Here is a 17773-nt window from a genome sequence, read left to right as displayed (position 1 = left end):
ACTTGCATGTGTTAGGCACGCCGCCAGCGTTCATCCTGAGCCAGGATCAAACTCTCAAATAAAAGTTTATCAGGCTCAGATACTATTGTTATCTAAATATCTGGCTTTATGGTTTGTTTCTTGTTTTATAAATTAACCTACTGTTTAATTTTCAAAGTTCATTTTATTAAATAAATCATTTTGTACTCATTATTTTTTGGTTCCTTGTTGAGCACATTTATTATAATAACATCTTATTATAATATGGTCAACTACTTTTTTACATTTTTTCTTAAATTTATTAATTATTCATATTTTATAATACTATTGCGACTTTATTTTCAAATATGTAACTATTAATAATAACACTTTCAAACTATAATAATACTATATATAATTACAATTAATTTAGAAGGGAGCTAAAAAATGCTTAGAAAGATACTATACGTTTTGACAATACTTTCTATATCTATTTTTTTCGTTGTGGGATGTTCAAACTCACAAAAAAAACAAAACACAGAACAGAATAAAGAAATATCAACACAAGGAGATTCTCAAAATGCTGATGATAGTAAAAATACTTCCAATGTAACTGTTTCAGATGGAACAGACAGTCCATCAAATAAAAATACTGTGAACAATGATAATGAAAAGTTAGATGTGTCATCTTTGGATAATACTGCTCTTGATTGGTTTTATATACCAAATACTAAACATCAAACTCCAGAAGTAAATACTGACATCAAATTTAATTTTTCTGACTATAATGCTATATATAATGGACCCATCAAAGATGGTCAAAAAACATTATATCTTACATTTGATGAAGGTTATGAAAATGGATATACATCAAAGATACTAGATGTTTTAAAAAAAAATAAAGTAAAGGCCATTTTTTTCGTTACCTCTCCATATATAAAGGAAAATGAAGATTTGATAAGAAGAATGGTTGCAGAAGGTCACATAGTTGGAAGTCATAGTAAAACTCATCCTTCTATGCCAACAAAAACAAGCAATCTAGAAAGCTTTAATGATGAATTTGAAGATGTTGAAAAACTTTATAAAGAATTAACTGGAAAAAACATAGTTAAGTTTTTCAGACCTCCTATGGGTAAATATTCAGAAAAAAGCTTAGCAATGACTAAAAACCTAGGTTATAAAACTATATTTTGGAGTTTCGCATATAGAGATTGGGATACTGAAAAACAACCATCACATGAGGAAGCTAAGAAGAAAATAATGGATAATTTACATGATGGTTCTATCTTATTACTACATGCTGTTTCTAAAACTAGTACAGAAATTCTAAGTGATTTTATATCAGATGCTAGAAAACTAGGATACAATTTTGAGCTTCTAAATTATTAACATTTAGAAATATATTTAAAAGCTATATTTTAAATGTAATATTCAGATATTAATTTACATAAACTACTTCAAATTAAATACTTCCAAAAAAAATAGATGTATAGTTTTTACATGATACAAAAGTCTTTTAGTAGATAATAACTGTACATCTATTTTTAATTTATATGATTTTTTATTTTTAATTTATATAAGTTTTAACTTACATAAGCTTTGTTAATCTACAAGTAAAATAATATTAGCTTTTATTTTCTAAATAATGAATACTGCTACTATTGTTGTTACAATGAGACCTGTTATCACAGGAATAAAGTTCCTTTTTGCCAATTCAATAGGGCTAACTCCACAAATTGCTGCTGCTGAAATAAGCCCCCAAGGAACTAGACATCCTCCACCAACCCAAATACCACTAATTTGACCTAATGCAGATAATGCACCAACACTTGCATTAATAGCAGTTCCAAATACAGATGCAAGTGAACCAACTAATGAGATTCCAGAGAACCCAGAACCATCAAGCCCAGTTATTGCTCCTACTACAGTTTCTATACCTGATACTGCAAATTTATTAAGTGGTATAGTTTGAGAAAGAGCTATCCCTATATCTGATAATAATCCTTGAGAACCAGGGGCTAATACCTTTCCAAATACACCAGTTAAAGGTGCAACTTCTCCCATGTAGAAAAACGCTGCTATTGGTATAATAGCTCCAAATATCTTTATACCAAACACAAAACCATCTATTATATTTTCACACACATTTTCAAGACTATTTTTACCGAAATTTATAGTGTTTATAATAATTATCAGAAACACTGCTGTTCCTCCTAAAAGAGCTGATGCATCTCCTCCTTTTAGGTCAAACATATACATAGCAATTATATCAGCAAGAAATCCTAAAGCTACTAAAATAGTTGCTATCTTAGATTTTCCATTAAATTCTTTTACTTCTTCACTTTCAAAATCTTTAAGCTCTTCTCTAAACATTCCTTTATTGATATCTCTTTTTAATGTATAAAACGCCATCGATATCGTTACAATTCCCATTACCCAAAATAAAATCATACCATCATTTATGACATATGATACTGCTACTCCTGCGGCACCAGCTGTTATACTTGGGGCTCCCTGAATAACAAAGTCTGTAGATAAGGCAAGACCATGACCAAATAAGTTTAATGCTACTGCAACACCAATCGCTGGTAATCCAGCTCTAATAGCAACAGGTAAAAATACAGCTCCGACTAAGGCAACAGCTGGAGTTGGCCAAAAAAACCAAGAAAGAATCAACATTACAAATCCAGTTACAAAAAATGCTGTGTTAGAATTTTTTATAACTTTGGAAAATGGTCTTACCATATACTGTATGGCATTATTTGCTTCTAGAGCTTTAGATAAAGCTACCATAATAGCTATGATTAAAATAATAGGTCCCAACTCATTTAAAGATATAATAAACGAGTTAAACACTGCTGTTATAGCTCCAAAGATATTTTTTTCAAAGAATAGCCCCATGAAAAAAACACCTAATATACATGGTACTATAGTATCTTTTTTCATAAGCATAGTAATTAAGATAATTACCATAAATACAATGTAAATATAATGCGCTCCTGTTAAAACCATATTATTATGTCCCCTTTTTTTAAGATAATAATATTATATGGTCTTACAAGTAAACTTGTTACTTGGTCATAGGCACATAACAATTGGCATGTGTAGTACTTAATTTAGACATTTATGATTCATTTACTGGAATAGATATTTCAATAGAAAACTCTTTGTCACCTGAGTTTACATTTATACTTCCATTGTGATATGCAATTATCTTTTCACAGTTTTTTATGCCAATTCCAAAACTTTCTACATCTTTATGAATGTTACTAACTTTGTTTTTTTGTATAATTAACAGCTTACCATCTTCAACTTTAATTAAAAATACTATTGGTCTATCCCTTCTTGCATACTTTATTATGTTGGAACATAGATTATCAAATATTCTTCTAAATTGTGTTACATCTACATAAATATGATATTGATTATAAAGTTCATTTTCTATTTTTATATGAAATCCCTTTTCTTCCAATGTATATGAACTATCTAAAAGCAGTTGAAATATAAATTCATTTGCATTAATCTTTTCATATTTTTTAGAAACTTCTTCTTCCGAATTAACAAAATGTGTAAAAAGGTCATCTGTCAAATCTTTTATCTGATATGCTTTTAATCTCACATTTTTTATATATTGCTCCAATTGCTCAGGGCTATTATACTTATGATCTTTAATTAAATCCAAATAACAAATTACTGATGTCAATGGAGTTCTGACATCATGTGATATTGAAGTTACTATATCCTTATTTTTATTCTTCATTTCTCTTTCTTTTATAATCTGATTATCAAGTGCCTGACTCATCTCATTAATACTAGATGCAAGTGATGATAATTCATCGTTACCCTTAACAGGAATTCTATACTTTAAACTACCACTTTCTACTATCTTTATGCCCATCTCTATTTTTCTTAGATATTTAATCTTTCTACTCAACAGCAATAAAAATGTTACAATAAATGTAATTGCCATAAATGTGATAGAAACAGCTTCTATAAAGTTTTGAAATCGAAATCGAAACAGTGCTACTATAACTACACTAGCTTTAATATCAGAAAATTGTATCTCATAATGTCTAGCCATAGAGCTACTATAAAATTCATTTTCTTCACTCTTATCAGGTACTTCATCTGGATAGTACAGTGTATCATAAAAAAGCTCATTTCCTTTATATACTTTCATAGATACAAACCAATTGTCATTATTCCAATTTGATATATCTTCTCCATCATTTGAACTTAAATTTTTATCATTCACATAGATTTGAAAATCAGCCATTAACTGGTCTGCTTCTCTTTTAAAGTAGGTTCTACCTTCTGATACATCCTTTACTATTGACTCAACGGCAGAATAAAATGGTATATTTAAAATAAAAGCCACCCCAGCTGAGATTACTACATATATCAATAGTATGACACCCAACTTTGATGGTTTAATTTTGCTAATCAATATAGTACCCCTTTCCCCATGCAGTTTTTACATATTGTGGATTTTTCTGATCTTTCTCTAATTTTTTTCTTAAATTTCTAATATGTACCATTATAGTATTATTTGCTGTATAAAAATATTGCTCATCCCAAATACTTTCATATATATTTTCAGACGAGAAAACTTTTTTTCTATTTTTTAGCATAAGAACTAGTATGCTATATTCTATAGTTGTCAAAAATATAGTTTCTCCATCCAATATGACATCTTGAGTATCCAAATTTACACTTAAACCTCTTGTTTTCAATATATTTTGCTCCTTATTCTTTTCCTTCCCCTGATATATATAATAACGTCTAAGTAGTGACTTAACTCTTGAAATTAACTCAGAATATGAAAAAGGCTTTGATAAATAGTCATCTCCTCCTGCTGAAAACCCAATAACCTTGTCGGAATCTTGAGTTTTCGCAGTTAGAAATAATATTGGAGCTGTTGTTTTTTCTCTAATCTCATTACATGCAACAAACCCTGTCTTTACTGGCATAACAACATCCAAAATAATCAAATCAATTGTACTGTCTACTAAATTTACAGCCTCTTCTCCGTTCGTCGCCATAACAACTTCATAACCTTCACCAGTTAAAAGTATTTCTACAATTTCCCTAATTTCTGGATTATCATCAGCTACTAAAATTTTTTTTTGAATCTCTTTATTCATCGCTAAGCTCCTTTTTTACTATATTTCTTAAATATTTCAAACTATATAAAATATTATACTTTATTAGTAAAAGCTTAGCAATGTCATACGTTTTAATACTTTCTACTATTGTAAGTATGCTCAAAGTTTAATCAAAACGTACACACATATCCTTGATGTAAAAAATAAACTATACAATACTATCTTACATAAACAACTTCTTTTACTGACTTAACTTTTTCAGAAGATTTAACATATGCTACAATACATACTAAACCACTTATAGCAACGAATGCATAAAAACTTATTCCTCTGCTAAGTAACATCGCTGGCACTAATAAATGCCCTGGGAAAAATATCTTAAATAATGTCATAAAACTATTTTCAGATGCCCCAACAGCTCCTGGTAATGGTAAAGATGAAACAGCAATATTGAGTAATGATTGTATTGCTAATATTTCAAACACAGTATATGTTGATAGATGGAAAGCTTTATATACAAAGAATGGTACTAAAAACATAGCTGTTATTTGCACAATAGTTATAAGTAAAATCTTAATTACTAACTTTGGATTTTGTTTTATATATTGAGCACCTTTAACATATTCTTCAATTTGAGAAGTTATCACTTTTCGTGAACCTTCAACATCTTTTATTATTCTTAATTTTCCTAATAAATTCGTTATGAATATTATGAAGTTATTTACTAATTTTTTTGAAAATATAACTGCAATTACTCCAACAACAAGAGCAACATTCGTTATTACACCATATATCAATAAAATACTCATTCCTCTTACATTGTTTAGTATAAATTCACGTTCCATAATGAACATTATTCCGCTATATGCCAATACAACAACTTGGTGAATGACAACAATAACTAATAGTATAAGTGAAGAATAAGATATGTTTATATCATCTTTCTTCATGTAATAAACTTGCGCTGGTTGACCTCCAGACGCTGAAGGTGTAATTGAACTAAAATAAAATCCAACAAACGCATATCCCATACATTTTAAAAATGTAGTTTTTTGATTTAAAGCCTTTATACCTAAATATATATTTATACCTTCACAAGCAACATATATAAACATCATTGCAAATCCAATTAATATAAACACAGGACTTGCACCTTTTAATGATTTTATTAACGATTCAATTGATTGACCTCTAAAAACAAAGTATCCAGTTATACCCATTAGTAAAACTAAGAAGGTTACACTACCTAGACACTTATTTTTCTTTTCAGTTTTACTTATCATAACTACATCCTTTCTGGTGTTACAAATTTAAAACCACTAGCTTTGAGTTTTGGAATAGCTATCTTTAATGCTTCGATAGTACGTTCAGGTGCGCCAACTGCTCCTCCTGAGTTTTCTCCTGCATCATGCAAACAAATTATAGAATTTTCTTTTGTTCTATCTATTAACTTATTTACTATAATCTCTACTGTACTATCTCTACTCCAATCTTCTGCCATTACATCCCATAAGGTCATCTTTAAGTTATATTTTTTAACAAATTGATATGAAAATATATTAGTATGACCCCATGGTGGACGATAGTAGTTTACATCTACACCTAAATTTTTCATTGTATTTGTACTTTCAATAAAATCTTTTTTAACATAATTATAACTATAAAGCCATGCATTCTTATGTTCTAGTGAATGTAAACCAACTATGTGATTTTCTCTTAACATTCTTTTTATAATTTCAGGCTCTTTTTCAGCATTCTTTGCCACTACGAAAAACATGGCCTTTATATTATTTTCTTTTAGTACATCCAACAATTTTTCTGTATATCTTTTGTCTGGTCCATCATCAAATGTAAGAGCAATTTCATTCTTCTCAGTCATATTTTTCAATACATCTTTATTTAATAATTTATTATAATATGTAGGTATAATTGAATGGATTAAAAAAATCAAAGCAACAACTATAATTAAACCTACTACATACATTCTCTACACACTCCTTGTCCATCAAATGAAAATAAAATATTTTCTAATGAATTATTATCAAATTGTTTTTTAAGTTTTTTCATATTCAAACTCATTTCTTTAAGTGTAACATCATCATAGATTAAGTCTTTTATCTCATCTACATAGTATTTTTTATTTTTATCAAGTATTCTTCCAATTCCATTATTTAGTATAAAATCAGCATTATTTATCTCTTGTTGCAAAAATGGATTGAATGCTAATATTGGAAGCTCTGAGTAAATTGTTTCAAATAATGTTATTCCACCTGGTTTAGAAATAATAAGGTCAGCACTCTCCATATAGTTGTATACTTCATTAGTATAGCCTACAACCTCAATATTTTCATATCTATTGTACAATTTATAGTACATTTTTTTATTATTACCAGTTATTACAGTAGTTTTTACTCCTTCTAAACTATTTAGTTCTCTATAAAATTGTTCTGACTTAGGCAATAAACCTAAGCCCCCACCCATTATGAGGATGTTTTTTTTATCTAAATGATTTATATGTTCTATTTTTTTAAATTCTTTTTTTACAGGTATCCCATTAACTTTTACTTTATCTTCATCTATTCCTTTTAAAATAAGTTCTTCTTTAGTAGATTCACTAGCCACTAAGTAACAATCTGTATTTTTACTAATCCATTCTGAATGACTACTTATATCTGTTATACATGTTATCAAAGGAAGATTTGAATTATACTTTTCTTTATATCTTGATACTACTTGAGAACAAAATGGAAAAGTTGAAATAACTACTGTTGGTTGTATTTCATTAAGTAACTTGTCTAATTTAGTTAAGAAATAATCTGAAAATGTAAATTTTATATCTTTTTTTCCATTTTCAGTGCATTTGTAAAATAAATTATAAAGACTACTTCCCCGATTTACAAGAATAGAAAAAGTTTTATACATTTTATCTGAGTAGTTAGGCATAATATATTCAAATATATCCTTAATTATTATTTCAGAATTATTAAATTTTGTTTTTATATCTTCACTTAAAGAGTTTGATGCTGAGTAATGACCCATACCAAATTTTCCTGTAAGAATTAATACTTTCATAAGATTCCCTCCTCATTAAAGCCTTTAAATACCTTTAATTACTATATTTATAAGTATAAACTTTAAATCTTTAGAAAAACCTAGTATAATTCTTAAGAAATCTTAAAGTTTTAATTAAAAAAGACAAAACCCAATTAATATTGGAAGCTATCTCCTAATTAATTGGGTTTTGTCTTTATAAACATACTTAAACATAAATACTATCATTTTAATTCTTTAAATATGTCTTATTTAATTATACTTTTAATTAATCCATAATATTATATTCTTCATATAGAGGATATTTTTCAGTTAAACCAACAACCAATGTTCTTGCCTTAGATTCTTCATCATAAGTTAAACATAGGTCTATAGCCTCAGCAATTACTGCCATATCTTCCTCTTTCATGCCTCTAGTAGTTACAGCTGGAGTACCAAGTCTTACTCCACTTGTAACAAGTGCGCCATTTGGATCAAATGGTATTGTATTTTTATTAGCAGTTATGTAAGCATCATCTAATCTTTTTTCTGCGGCTTTACCAGTTATATTTTTATTAGTTAAATCTAATAATATTAAGTGATTATCTGTTCCTCCAGAAATCAATTTAAAATCTCTCTTAATAAGTTCTTCAGCTAAAGCTTTTGCATTTTTAGCAACCTGTTGTTGGTATGTTTTAAATTCATCACTTAAAGCTTCTTTAAAACATACTGCTTTAGATGCAATTATATGCTCAAGAGGTCCCCCTTGAATTCCAGGGAATATTGCTTTGTCTATAGCTTTAGCATATTTTTCTTTACAAAGGATAACTCCTCCACGAGGTCCTCTTAAAGTTTTATGAGTTGTTGTTGTAACAAAATCAGCTACTTCACATGGATTTTGATGAAGACCAGCAGCTACAAGACCTGCTATATGAGCCATATCTACCATAAGTAATGCTCCAACCTCATCAGCTATTTCTCTAAATTTTTTAAAATCTATCTCTCTAGGATATGCACTTGCTCCTGCAACTATCATTTTAGGTTTTACTTCATGTGCTATTTTTCTAACATCATCAAAATCTATAAGTCCACTATCTCTATCTATTCCATATTCATAAAATTTATAATATTGACCAGAAATATTAACTGGAGCACCATGAGTTAAATGCCCACCTTGAGATAAATTCATTCCCATAACAACATCACCTGGTTTTAGCATAGCAAAATATACACCGATATTTGCATTTGCTCCAGAATGAGGTTGAACATTAGCATGTTCTGCCCCAAATATCTTTTTAATTCTATCTATTGCAAGAGTTTCAACTTCATCTATGTACTCACATCCACCATAATATCTTTTGCCTGAGTAACCTTCTGCATATTTATTAGTAAGATGACTTCCCATAGTTTCCATTACTGGAACTGATACTATATTTTCAGATGCTATCAACTCAATATTCCTTTGTTGTCTTTTTAACTCTCTTTTCATACTTTCATAAATCTCAGGGTCCGCTTTTTTCAAGTTCTCAAACATATTACTCCTCCTAGTTATTATTTAAATTTTACTTTTACAGACATTTCATAATTTTCGTTTTTATCAATATGATAATTTATTATTATAGTCTTTTATAAATTAATAGTCAAGTGTTTTACTACTTTTACATGTTTTCTTTCTGTATTTTAAGTTAAAATATAATAAATAATATTGTCTAATTCTTTTAATTGGATATAATTTAGATGTGACTATTTTTAAATAAAAAAAAGATAATATAATTTATATATATATAAGGAATATTACTTAAAAATTTGATATAATTTCAATATTATGTTTTTTAATTTGGAGGTGTATTTATGAATCAAAATGAGGAACTTGAATATAAAAAAAATATTCTAAAATTAGCTCTATTTGTAGGGGAACTTATGATAAAAAATGGAGCTGAAACATCTAGGGTTGAAGACAGTGTCCTTAGAATATGCAGGTCAAGAGGATTTTATCATGTAAATATTTTTACAACTCCTACAGTAATAATTATTTCAGATGAAAAATTTGACGGTTTTTCGTTTATGAAAACGATTCAATCAAGAGGTATAAACTTAAATAAGATTTCCTTATTAAACAGTTTTTCTCGAGAATTTGTAAATGATAAAGAATATGATATTGATACTGCTATTGCACGTCTTTATGAAATTCAAGAGGTAAAACCTTATCCTTTATGGTTGTTTTACTCTTGTACAGGAATTGCATCTGCTTGCTTTGCTTGCTTGCTTGGAGGGAATTATATATTAAATTTTATTCTTACATTTATAATAGCAATATTTGCTGCAATTACTTATGATAAAACCATGAAGATAAGTGCAATATCTGCATTTTCATGTTTAGTATCTTCTTTTTTAATAGCACTTTCAGGAGTTTTACTAGTTGAAATAGGTATTTTGAATGACCCTAAAATGCTTATAGTTGGAGCAATAATGCCACTACTCCCAGGAGTTGCTTTTATAAAAGCCATCAGAGATTTAATATCAGGTAATTTAATATCAGGAATTTCTCGTGCTTTCGATGCTGCTATGATTATTATTGCAATTGCTTCTGGAGTCGGTTTTGTCCTTGATACATGGTATAGAATTGGAGGTCCTTTCTAATGACTGATATGTCAATGATTTTACACTTTTTATTTTCAGGCATTGCAACTGCTGGATTTGCTGTTTTTTTTAATGCACCACTTTATCTACTTCTTCCAGCTGGAATAACTGGTGGAGTTGGTTGGATTGTGTATGTATATTTATTTAATTTCACTACAAACTCAATTTTTGCAGGTTTTATAGCTGCCGCTTTGGTTTCAGCATGTAGTGAGATATTGGCTAGAAAACTAAAGCAACCAGCTATTGTATTTGTAATTCCAGGTATTCTTCCTCTGATACCAGGAATTGGATTATACAATACAATGTTATCTTTAATTCAAAAAAATTATGATTTAGCTATGTCAAAAGGTACTGATGCACTATTTTTAAGTGCTGCAATATCGCTTGGTGTATTGGTTGTAACTTCTTTTGTAAGAACATTAAACCTTTTAAAAATACGAAAGAACTTTATTCCTCAAAGAAAATCAAAATAAAAATATAAAAATAGCAATGTACCCAAATCCTATAAATATACATTAAGTGTTTATAAGAGTACATTGCTATTTTTAAATTATAATCATTTTAAAGGTCAATTAAGATTCTTGTGATTACTGGTATAAATTCTCTACTATCTCTAAATTTTTTATCATTTTTCTTTAAATACAAATAACAAATTATTGTAAGACAAATCCCAACTAATCCACTTATCGCTTCAACGCCAGATGTCATTCCAATTGCTCCCAATATATAGTATGTTCCTATTGTTCCAACAAGAAGTGCTACAAGAGGTATTATATAAGCCATCACAGCTGCTTTTAATACATTCATGTTATCCATACTTACTTCTACATGGTCACCAACCTTCGCACCAATTGTATTGTCTACCTCTACTAATATCTCTTTTGACTCTGATGAGTCAGCAGTAGCACATTTTCCACAAGCAGCACAAGCTGAGTGTCTTTGCATTTTTAATTTTGCAGTTCTATCATCAACAATCTCCATAATAAATCCTTGTTGATTCATATCTAACCGCCCCCTTATTTTGTAAATTTATTTATGGTATCCATAAGTTCTTTTATCATCTCTTCAGTTTTTTCACTATCATCATGTTTGATACTTTCTGCTACACATCCTTTTATATGATTTTCCAAAATAATTGTACCCACTCTATTTATAGCAGACCTTATAGCAGATATTTGAACTAATATATCAACACAATAACGCTCCTCTTCTACCATCTTTTGTATCCCTTTAACTTGACCCTCTATTCTTTTTAATCTTTTTATAAGAGCTTCTCGCTCATTGTTTGGTGCTAATTTTCTTTCTTCCATAAACTCACCTCATACTCTTATGATGTTCTATACAATTATGATTTACTTACCAATTTGCTTAAAATATAATACAGTTATTACTATTATAAATGCTAAAATTGATATTGCTATAGACCTGCTCTGATGCTTAGTTTGCTCCATACTTAATTTACCATTCATCTTAAACCCTGCTAATGGAAATAAAAATATAACTAATGCGTCAATTCCAAGTACAATTTGGGCTGCAATAGTCCATTTGCTCAAAAAGCAAAATATTCCACCTACACCTAAAAGAACCTCCAATATATTTATAAACTTATAAGTAGGTTTTTTTATTATATATTCTTCAATTTTTTCCTTACATTCTGTACGGCATGGATATATATTGGTATTGTCATCGTATTTTATAGCCAATTTATTATTTGGTGACTTTATATCCCTATTACAGTAAAGACATTTTTTCATTTTATGTTCTCCTCATAGTATTCCTCTTAAGAAATTTTATCTAAATTATTATATGTTTCAATACTATTATACCAAATAGATACAAAAAACAAAAATAAAAGGACTCATTTTAGCTATTTCTTTTATATTACTACTTAATTTATAATAATAATTAGATAAAATTATTTATATTTAAATTATCTCATCATATTAATATGCAATTTTGGTATTAAGCATCGGATTTTAAGTATTTATATATTAATAATATCTACAATAATAACTTCTAAAGTTAGGTTATCAAAATATAAATCATTATTAAAATCTACATTTCATAACAATAAAGAGACTGTCATTAATATTAAGACAGTCTCTTTATTGTTTATTATCTATAAGTTTAGATAACTGGTGTATCAGATAGGTAATCATTACTTACATAACCATATCCACTATTGTATTTTATTTTTACCCATCCAGTAGCAAACATTTCTACAGTTTCTACCTTACTTCCATATGGAAGTTGTCCTATTTTTTCATCTTCCGTACTTGGTCCTTTTCTAACATTTAGACCATCTTTTTCTTTTACATATTTTATCTTAACATTCTCACTGCTGTTATTAGGTTTATTACTTGTTAGATAAGACCCACTGACATATCCAATATCGTCATTGTATTTTATCTTAACCCATCCCGTTTTTAGTACTTCTAAAACTTCTACTTCATCACCATTGTTTAGATAACCCACTACAGAAGCTTCTATTGTAGCATCACTTCTTACATTTACTTTATCTGTATTAGCTACATACATTACTTTCTTACCAGTACTACTCCCTTGTAAATCTTTTAGTTCTGCAAATGCATTTTCATTTCCACCACTACCAACTTGAGTTATAGCAGTCGCCTTTTTATTTGTAAATATACTCTTTTGAGTTGCACTCAATTTATCTCCTACTATAAGTACTGGAGAATTTTCTTTTGATGCCAATACACCTACTGCTAGAGCATCTATAAGTTGATTTTGTTTTTTTATTCCATCTTTAGCTACAAATACATTATCTAAGTCATTTGATGTATAAAATTTTTCTATTACCTTTCCATTTGTTTCATTTCTATCTGCTCCACCTATTCTTTCTGAATTTGGTAGACTTTGTTTTATTTTATCTGATACAGCATTAGTAGAGCCTATTATGTATGACTTACTTATATTTTTAGAAGCTATAAAATCCTTAAAACTAGACACTCCAGATGCATCAGAAACCGGAAGTATAACCATACCATTAGTAGCAGCTACAGAAGCTATACTAACTGCATCTGCAAGACCTGTATATCCATTTATCACAGCTATTTCTGATATGTCTTTTAAACCTTCTATCTTTTTAGCTATGTTTAAAGCTGTCTGATGTCTGTCACTACCACCAATTCTATCAACTGTTAAGTTATTAGATTCTAGTTGTTTTTCTACACTATCTGATACAGAACCAGATAGTCCAATTATATAAACTTTTTTAACACCTAATCTTTCTAATTCTTTCTTTGTTTGTAAATTTAAATTATTTTTTTCTGTAAGTAGTATTGGAGCGTTCTTTAATTTAGCAAATGGTGTAACAGATAATGCATCTACAATAGATTCACTATTCACTATTACAGCTTCATTTGCGCTACTCCAACCCTCTTTACTTACTTCAATAGCTGTTTGATATCTATCTTTACCTATTAAAGTATTTTCTGTTGCCGTTCTACCCACTTCATTTGCATATGATATTGATGATAAGCTTAAAACTAGAGATAAACACAATACTGATGATATTAATTTTGTTGATTTCATATTAACTCCCCCTAAAATTATTATATCTACAATTTTTATTTACTCTAAATATTATATCACAATAATTTAGCATATATCATCCATTCTAAAACATCAATAAAAGACAACTTTATTCTTCTCCAAAAGTTTGAAACTTATCTAAGCTTCCATATCTATTCATTAAAATATTCCATTCATGTTCATCATAAAACTCACAATTTCCACCACAATAGTGTTTTGCTACTTCAACAACAAATCTTCCTGCACTCTCTAAATCAGAATAATTACTTGCTCCAGTTGCACATCCAGCAACTGTTGTCTCAGTTGTTATAGCAACTCCTACTACAGGTGCTTTTGTAGCTACAGCAGGCTGAAGAATACTATTTATATGGTATAAACCATTTCCATATGGAGTTATATCTTGTATTGACACTGGAAATACGTAAGGAAGTCTTCCTGTAGTAGTCTGCATTATGTCTAATAAATCATTACTTGTTTTTAGAATATACCCTTCTTTTATTGTGGGAGATATAGCAAAACCTCTTGTATTTATAACTCTATTCCCTTTAGTTGTATCTATTGATAATATAGCATCACAGCTTAAATCAACTTCATTTTCATTCATAGTTCTCATATCAATTGGAGAATCCATAAATGGAACTGGTTTATGTTCTTTAGTAGGTGCATCTGGACATATGTGAGTTGAAACTATTACATCTCCATCAATAAAATCTCCCTTATTTTGCATGTCCAATAATTTTGCTCCTACTGCTATTGCTACTAAAGCTCCATCAGCGTCAGAAACCATACCTATCATTTCTGGTCTTGCTCCAATTCCTCCTAGTCTTCCTAAAACACCTAATGTCTTAGCTGTTCCTCCTGATGATTTTCCATTTTTTCCTGGTATTGTAAGCTTTACTAAGTCAGTAGACCCTTTTTCTGTACCTAAAGTTTTTACTAATATATTCTTCCCACCATAGCTTTCCAAATATTTTTTTACACATTCTCCATCTACTTCTGCGCTATCAATAATATCATAAACTTCCAAAACTTGTTTTAACATCATATTTGCTCACCATCCAATTTTATTTCTTTTATTTATAGTTTTTGTTTAAATATTTTTACTTTTATAAATATTACAGCATTTTTTTATTTTATCTATATTTTTATAAACTTTTTCTTATTATCTTTCATATCTTATTTATTTTTTTATTTTTATAAACTTTTTCCTAAGTATTTGTTTTATTTATAGTTTTATAGGTATTATATTGCTCATTAAATTTAATCAATTTTAATTCTTCAATCAATCAAATTACTACATATCCTAATTAACTCCAATTATTTTTTTATTTAATATATCTTCTATATCTTTTAATAATTCTTCTTGTGTCATTGTTATTGAAAGTTTTAAATTTTCTTTAGAAGTTTTTATTAAAACTATCTCTTGCCCTTCTCTGATTTCTGCTGATGTAACAGGCATGCCTGTGTTTTTATCAAAAGTCATAATTAAGTCTGGAAATGTTGCTATTCTATTATTCTCTTTTTCTATTGTCATATATTCATTCCAAAAAGTTACCTCATAACCATTTACAATCAATTTACCTACATCAAATCCACCTGTAGTTTCTAACTCTAAAATTTCTATTGTTCCTTCTGAAACTACATCTCCATTCAAAAATTCGACAACGTTGTTTATTGCTTTATCTTTTGATATTTCTAAACCTAAGTAAAACTCTCTACCCAAATCTATTGCATGGCTTATACCTCCTATAGCAGCATTTTCTTTTACAACAGATGCTTTTACAGGATTTCTAGCTACAGCAACTAAACCTTCTGCTGCTACAGCACACTGTCTAACAAGTCCTGCTGTCTTATTTAAAGACCCCTCTAAAAATCCCTCTATATGATTATCAAGTTCTGGATTTCCACCAGACACAGCTTGATAAGACTTATATGTTTTATCTCTATGTAATCCAAGGCTCCCCATCAGGCCTGTTGGATGGGCTCTACCATTGCAAGGTGCATCTATTAGTGGTATTTTAAGTACAGAAGACTGAAGCCATCCATTTATTGTTGCACATCCTCCATTTTCATTTGTAATAATACCTTGTATATCTAATCCTAGTTTATCAATAAATATCTTGACTGTATTTATATAATCATCATTATCAGCATACTTGAGTGGTGCTGCTGGAGCTCCTACTGCTGATACATTTAAGACAATTGCATCATCATGTAATTCATCTATACTTATTAGATTTGGAAATCCATGTTGTAAGGCATATTCCCCCATCTCTCTTCCACTTTCCTTTGCACCTCCTCCTCCTCCACCTAAAATTGTACCTCCTATTAAAGCATATTCTAATATTTCCTTAGTTAATTTCATATTAAATATCTCCTTTATTAGTTAGATTATGTAAATGTATTAGTAAATATTTACATAACTTTATGCCATATTATAGTTTATTATACAAGCTTTGTATTATAATGTATAATATATAATTAATTATCAAATTTATATAATTCAAGTTATATTAAAAGAGGTGTATTTTATATTATGGATTTATTGCATCTTAAGTATTTTCAAACTGTCGCTAGAATGGAACACATAACAAAAGCATCACAAAAACTAAATATAGCACAACCAGCTTTAAGTAAAACCATATCTTCTTTAGAAAAAGAACTTGGGGTTCAGTTGTTTGATAGAAAAGGAAGATATATTGTACTAAATGAATATGGTAGATTATTTCTAAAAAGGGTGGATAGTATTTTAGATTTAGTAGAAATGTCAAAAAAAGAATTACAAGATATTTCCTTAGAAAACTCTGGTGAAGTAAAAATATTAGCTACAGCAGCTGCTAATGTATTACCGCCACTTTTGAGCAACTTTAGAAAACTATATCCTAATATTACCTTTAATGTTTCACATACTCTACCATCGTCTTATAAGAAAAGTGATTTTGATTTGTATATATCTTCTTCATTTACAAAATTAAACTCAGAAAATAATATAACATTAACCTGCGAGGAAATATTATTAGGAGTTTCAATAAACCACTCTCTATCCTTAAAAGATGAGGTTTATCTAAATGAAGTTTCAGATGAAAATTTTATAGTTATAACTAAAGGTGAGAATTACAGAGAAATAATAGATATATTATGTGAATCAGCTAATTTCAAGCCCAAAATAGCCTTTGAATCCGATTCTCCATATACAATCTATGCTCTTATAAAATCACTTCAAGGAGTTGGATTTATATGTGGAAAATCATGGGGCTTATCTCGAGACCCTGAAATTAAACTATTACATATAAAAGATATTGAATTTAAAAGATATTTAAATCTTTCATGGTTTAGTGAGAATTATGCATCTAAAGCAGTCTTATTATTTAAAGACTTTCTTATAAACTATTTCAAAAACCTTTAAACCAAAGCTGGTATTATTAAAGAGGATATATCAAACAGAGTTAATAACTTTATCTTTAGCGTTTGACATATCCTCCTAT

At 28.7% G+C, this 17773-nt stretch carries 17 protein-coding genes and 1 rRNA gene; 4 read left to right on the top strand and 14 right to left on the bottom strand.

Features of this window, described 5'->3' with window-relative positions; genetic code table 11:
- Positions 1-62, bottom strand: a 16S ribosomal RNA gene (locus IC219_RS10995); the annotation flags it as partial.
- 343 nt (positions 63-405) lie between these two features.
- On the opposite strand from IC219_RS10995, the gene pdaA reads away from it, so the two are divergent.
- Entirely contained in the window at positions 406-1347 is a 942-nt protein-coding gene (gene pdaA, locus IC219_RS10990) for a delta-lactam-biosynthetic de-N-acetylase (RefSeq protein ID WP_227434520.1), read from the top strand.
- A gap of 249 nt (positions 1348-1596) precedes the next feature.
- Here pdaA and IC219_RS10985 read toward each other — a convergent pair whose 3' ends face one another.
- The 7 genes from IC219_RS10985 to glyA form a co-directional block, all read right to left on the bottom strand.
- The gene (locus IC219_RS10985; RefSeq protein WP_227830812.1) at positions 1597-2970 is read right to left on the bottom strand and encodes a hypothetical protein; all 1374 of its coding nucleotides are present in this window, start codon (positions 2968-2970) and stop codon (positions 1597-1599) included.
- 112 nt (positions 2971-3082) lie between these two features.
- The gene (locus tag IC219_RS10980) at positions 3083-4405 is read right to left on the bottom strand and encodes a sensor histidine kinase (RefSeq protein WP_227830813.1); all 1323 of its coding nucleotides are present in this window, start codon (positions 4403-4405) and stop codon (positions 3083-3085) included.
- On the bottom strand, positions 4398-5102 hold the full coding sequence (locus IC219_RS10975; RefSeq protein WP_227434517.1) for a response regulator transcription factor: 705 nt from the start codon (positions 5100-5102) through the stop codon (positions 4398-4400). The genes IC219_RS10980 and IC219_RS10975 overlap by 8 nt, the downstream gene beginning before the upstream one ends.
- A 179-nt stretch (positions 5103-5281) precedes the next feature.
- Positions 5282-6346 carry a lysylphosphatidylglycerol synthase transmembrane domain-containing protein gene (locus tag IC219_RS10970; protein ID WP_227830814.1) on the bottom strand — a complete coding sequence of 355 codons (1065 nt, stop codon included), beginning with the start codon at positions 6344-6346 and terminating at the stop codon, positions 5282-5284.
- 2 nt (positions 6347-6348) lie between these two features.
- Positions 6349-7047 (bottom strand): polysaccharide deacetylase family protein, encoded by a 699-nt coding sequence (locus IC219_RS10965; RefSeq protein ID WP_227830815.1) that lies wholly within the window; start codon positions 7045-7047, stop codon positions 6349-6351.
- Complete coding sequence (locus IC219_RS10960; protein ID WP_227434514.1) at positions 7038-8135, bottom strand: MGDG synthase family glycosyltransferase; 1098 nt, start codon at positions 8133-8135, stop codon at positions 7038-7040. Before IC219_RS10960 ends, IC219_RS10965 begins: the two co-directional genes overlap by 10 nt.
- Before the next feature lie 247 nt (positions 8136-8382).
- Complete coding sequence (gene glyA, locus IC219_RS10955) at positions 8383-9627, bottom strand: serine hydroxymethyltransferase (protein WP_227434513.1); 1245 nt, start codon at positions 9625-9627, stop codon at positions 8383-8385.
- A gap of 317 nt (positions 9628-9944) precedes the next feature.
- Between glyA and IC219_RS10950 the strand changes: the two genes are divergently transcribed.
- Both IC219_RS10950 and IC219_RS10945 read left to right on the top strand, forming a co-directional pair.
- Positions 9945-10733 carry a threonine/serine exporter family protein gene (locus IC219_RS10950; RefSeq protein WP_227434512.1) on the top strand — a complete coding sequence of 263 codons (789 nt, stop codon included), beginning with the start codon at positions 9945-9947 and terminating at the stop codon, positions 10731-10733.
- The gene (locus tag IC219_RS10945; RefSeq protein ID WP_227434511.1) at positions 10733-11206 is read left to right on the top strand and encodes a threonine/serine exporter family protein; all 474 of its coding nucleotides are present in this window, start codon (positions 10733-10735) and stop codon (positions 11204-11206) included. Before IC219_RS10950 ends, IC219_RS10945 begins: the two co-directional genes overlap by 1 nt.
- Before the next feature lie 88 nt (positions 11207-11294).
- Here IC219_RS10945 and IC219_RS10940 read toward each other — a convergent pair whose 3' ends face one another.
- From IC219_RS10940 to IC219_RS10915, 6 genes are all read right to left on the bottom strand, one after another.
- Positions 11295-11735 carry a SoxR reducing system RseC family protein gene (locus tag IC219_RS10940; protein ID WP_227434510.1) on the bottom strand — a complete coding sequence of 147 codons (441 nt, stop codon included), beginning with the start codon at positions 11733-11735 and terminating at the stop codon, positions 11295-11297.
- Positions 11736-11749: 14 nt separating this feature from the next.
- Entirely contained in the window at positions 11750-12043 is a 294-nt protein-coding gene (locus IC219_RS10935; protein WP_227434509.1) for a metal-sensitive transcriptional regulator, read from the bottom strand.
- A gap of 42 nt (positions 12044-12085) precedes the next feature.
- Positions 12086-12487: a hypothetical protein gene (locus IC219_RS10930; RefSeq protein WP_227434508.1), complete on the bottom strand. Its 402-nt coding sequence runs from the start codon at positions 12485-12487 to the stop codon at positions 12086-12088.
- A 373-nt stretch (positions 12488-12860) separates the two neighbouring features.
- Positions 12861-14288, bottom strand: coding sequence for a cell wall-binding repeat-containing protein (locus tag IC219_RS10925; RefSeq protein WP_227830816.1), 1428 nt, complete (start codon positions 14286-14288; stop codon positions 12861-12863).
- Between the two features lie 109 nt (positions 14289-14397).
- Positions 14398-15333 carry a DUF1177 domain-containing protein gene (locus IC219_RS10920; protein ID WP_227434506.1) on the bottom strand — a complete coding sequence of 312 codons (936 nt, stop codon included), beginning with the start codon at positions 15331-15333 and terminating at the stop codon, positions 14398-14400.
- A 258-nt stretch (positions 15334-15591) separates the two neighbouring features.
- Positions 15592-16653 carry a DUF917 family protein gene (locus IC219_RS10915; RefSeq protein ID WP_227830817.1) on the bottom strand — a complete coding sequence of 354 codons (1062 nt, stop codon included), beginning with the start codon at positions 16651-16653 and terminating at the stop codon, positions 15592-15594.
- Between the two features lie 171 nt (positions 16654-16824).
- On the opposite strand from IC219_RS10915, the gene IC219_RS10910 reads away from it, so the two are divergent.
- Positions 16825-17694 carry a LysR family transcriptional regulator gene (locus IC219_RS10910; protein WP_227482138.1) on the top strand — a complete coding sequence of 290 codons (870 nt, stop codon included), beginning with the start codon at positions 16825-16827 and terminating at the stop codon, positions 17692-17694.
- Positions 17695-17773 lie beyond the last annotated feature (79 nt).

Source organism: Clostridioides sp. ES-W-0018-02 (assembly GCF_020658175.1).
Taxonomy (GTDB): domain Bacteria; phylum Bacillota; class Clostridia; order Peptostreptococcales; family Peptostreptococcaceae; genus Clostridioides.
Note: the sequence above shows the minus strand (reverse complement) of the source record. Positions and strands in the feature narration are given on the sequence as shown.

Coding starts and splice junctions, on each gene's coding strand:
- IC219_RS10960 (WP_227434514.1), bottom strand. CDS start 8,135: ATGAAAGTATTAATTCTTACAGGAAAATTTGGTATGGGTCATTACTCA.
- IC219_RS10940 (WP_227434510.1), bottom strand. CDS start 11,735: ATGAATCAACAAGGATTTATTATGGAGATTGTTGATGATAGAACTGCA.
- IC219_RS10945 (WP_227434511.1), top strand. CDS start 10,733: ATGACTGATATGTCAATGATTTTACACTTTTTATTTTCAGGCATTGCA.
- IC219_RS10950 (WP_227434512.1), top strand. CDS start 9,945: ATGAATCAAAATGAGGAACTTGAATATAAAAAAAATATTCTAAAATTA.
- IC219_RS10965 (WP_227830815.1), bottom strand. CDS start 7,047: ATGTATGTAGTAGGTTTAATTATAGTTGTTGCTTTGATTTTTTTAATC.
- pdaA (WP_227434520.1), top strand. CDS start 406: ATGCTTAGAAAGATACTATACGTTTTGACAATACTTTCTATATCTATT.
- IC219_RS10930 (WP_227434508.1), bottom strand. CDS start 12,487: ATGAAAAAATGTCTTTACTGTAATAGGGATATAAAGTCACCAAATAAT.
- IC219_RS10970 (WP_227830814.1), bottom strand. CDS start 6,346: ATGATAAGTAAAACTGAAAAGAAAAATAAGTGTCTAGGTAGTGTAACC.
- IC219_RS10985 (WP_227830812.1), bottom strand. CDS start 2,970: ATGGTTTTAACAGGAGCGCATTATATTTACATTGTATTTATGGTAATT.
- glyA (WP_227434513.1), bottom strand. CDS start 9,627: ATGTTTGAGAACTTGAAAAAAGCGGACCCTGAGATTTATGAAAGTATG.
- IC219_RS10915 (WP_227830817.1), bottom strand. CDS start 16,653: ATGAAATTAACTAAGGAAATATTAGAATATGCTTTAATAGGAGGTACA.
- IC219_RS10925 (WP_227830816.1), bottom strand. CDS start 14,288: ATGAAATCAACAAAATTAATATCATCAGTATTGTGTTTATCTCTAGTT.
- IC219_RS10920 (WP_227434506.1), bottom strand. CDS start 15,333: ATGATGTTAAAACAAGTTTTGGAAGTTTATGATATTATTGATAGCGCA.
- IC219_RS10935 (WP_227434509.1), bottom strand. CDS start 12,043: ATGGAAGAAAGAAAATTAGCACCAAACAATGAGCGAGAAGCTCTTATA.
- IC219_RS10910 (WP_227482138.1), top strand. CDS start 16,825: ATGGATTTATTGCATCTTAAGTATTTTCAAACTGTCGCTAGAATGGAA.
- IC219_RS10975 (WP_227434517.1), bottom strand. CDS start 5,102: ATGAATAAAGAGATTCAAAAAAAAATTTTAGTAGCTGATGATAATCCA.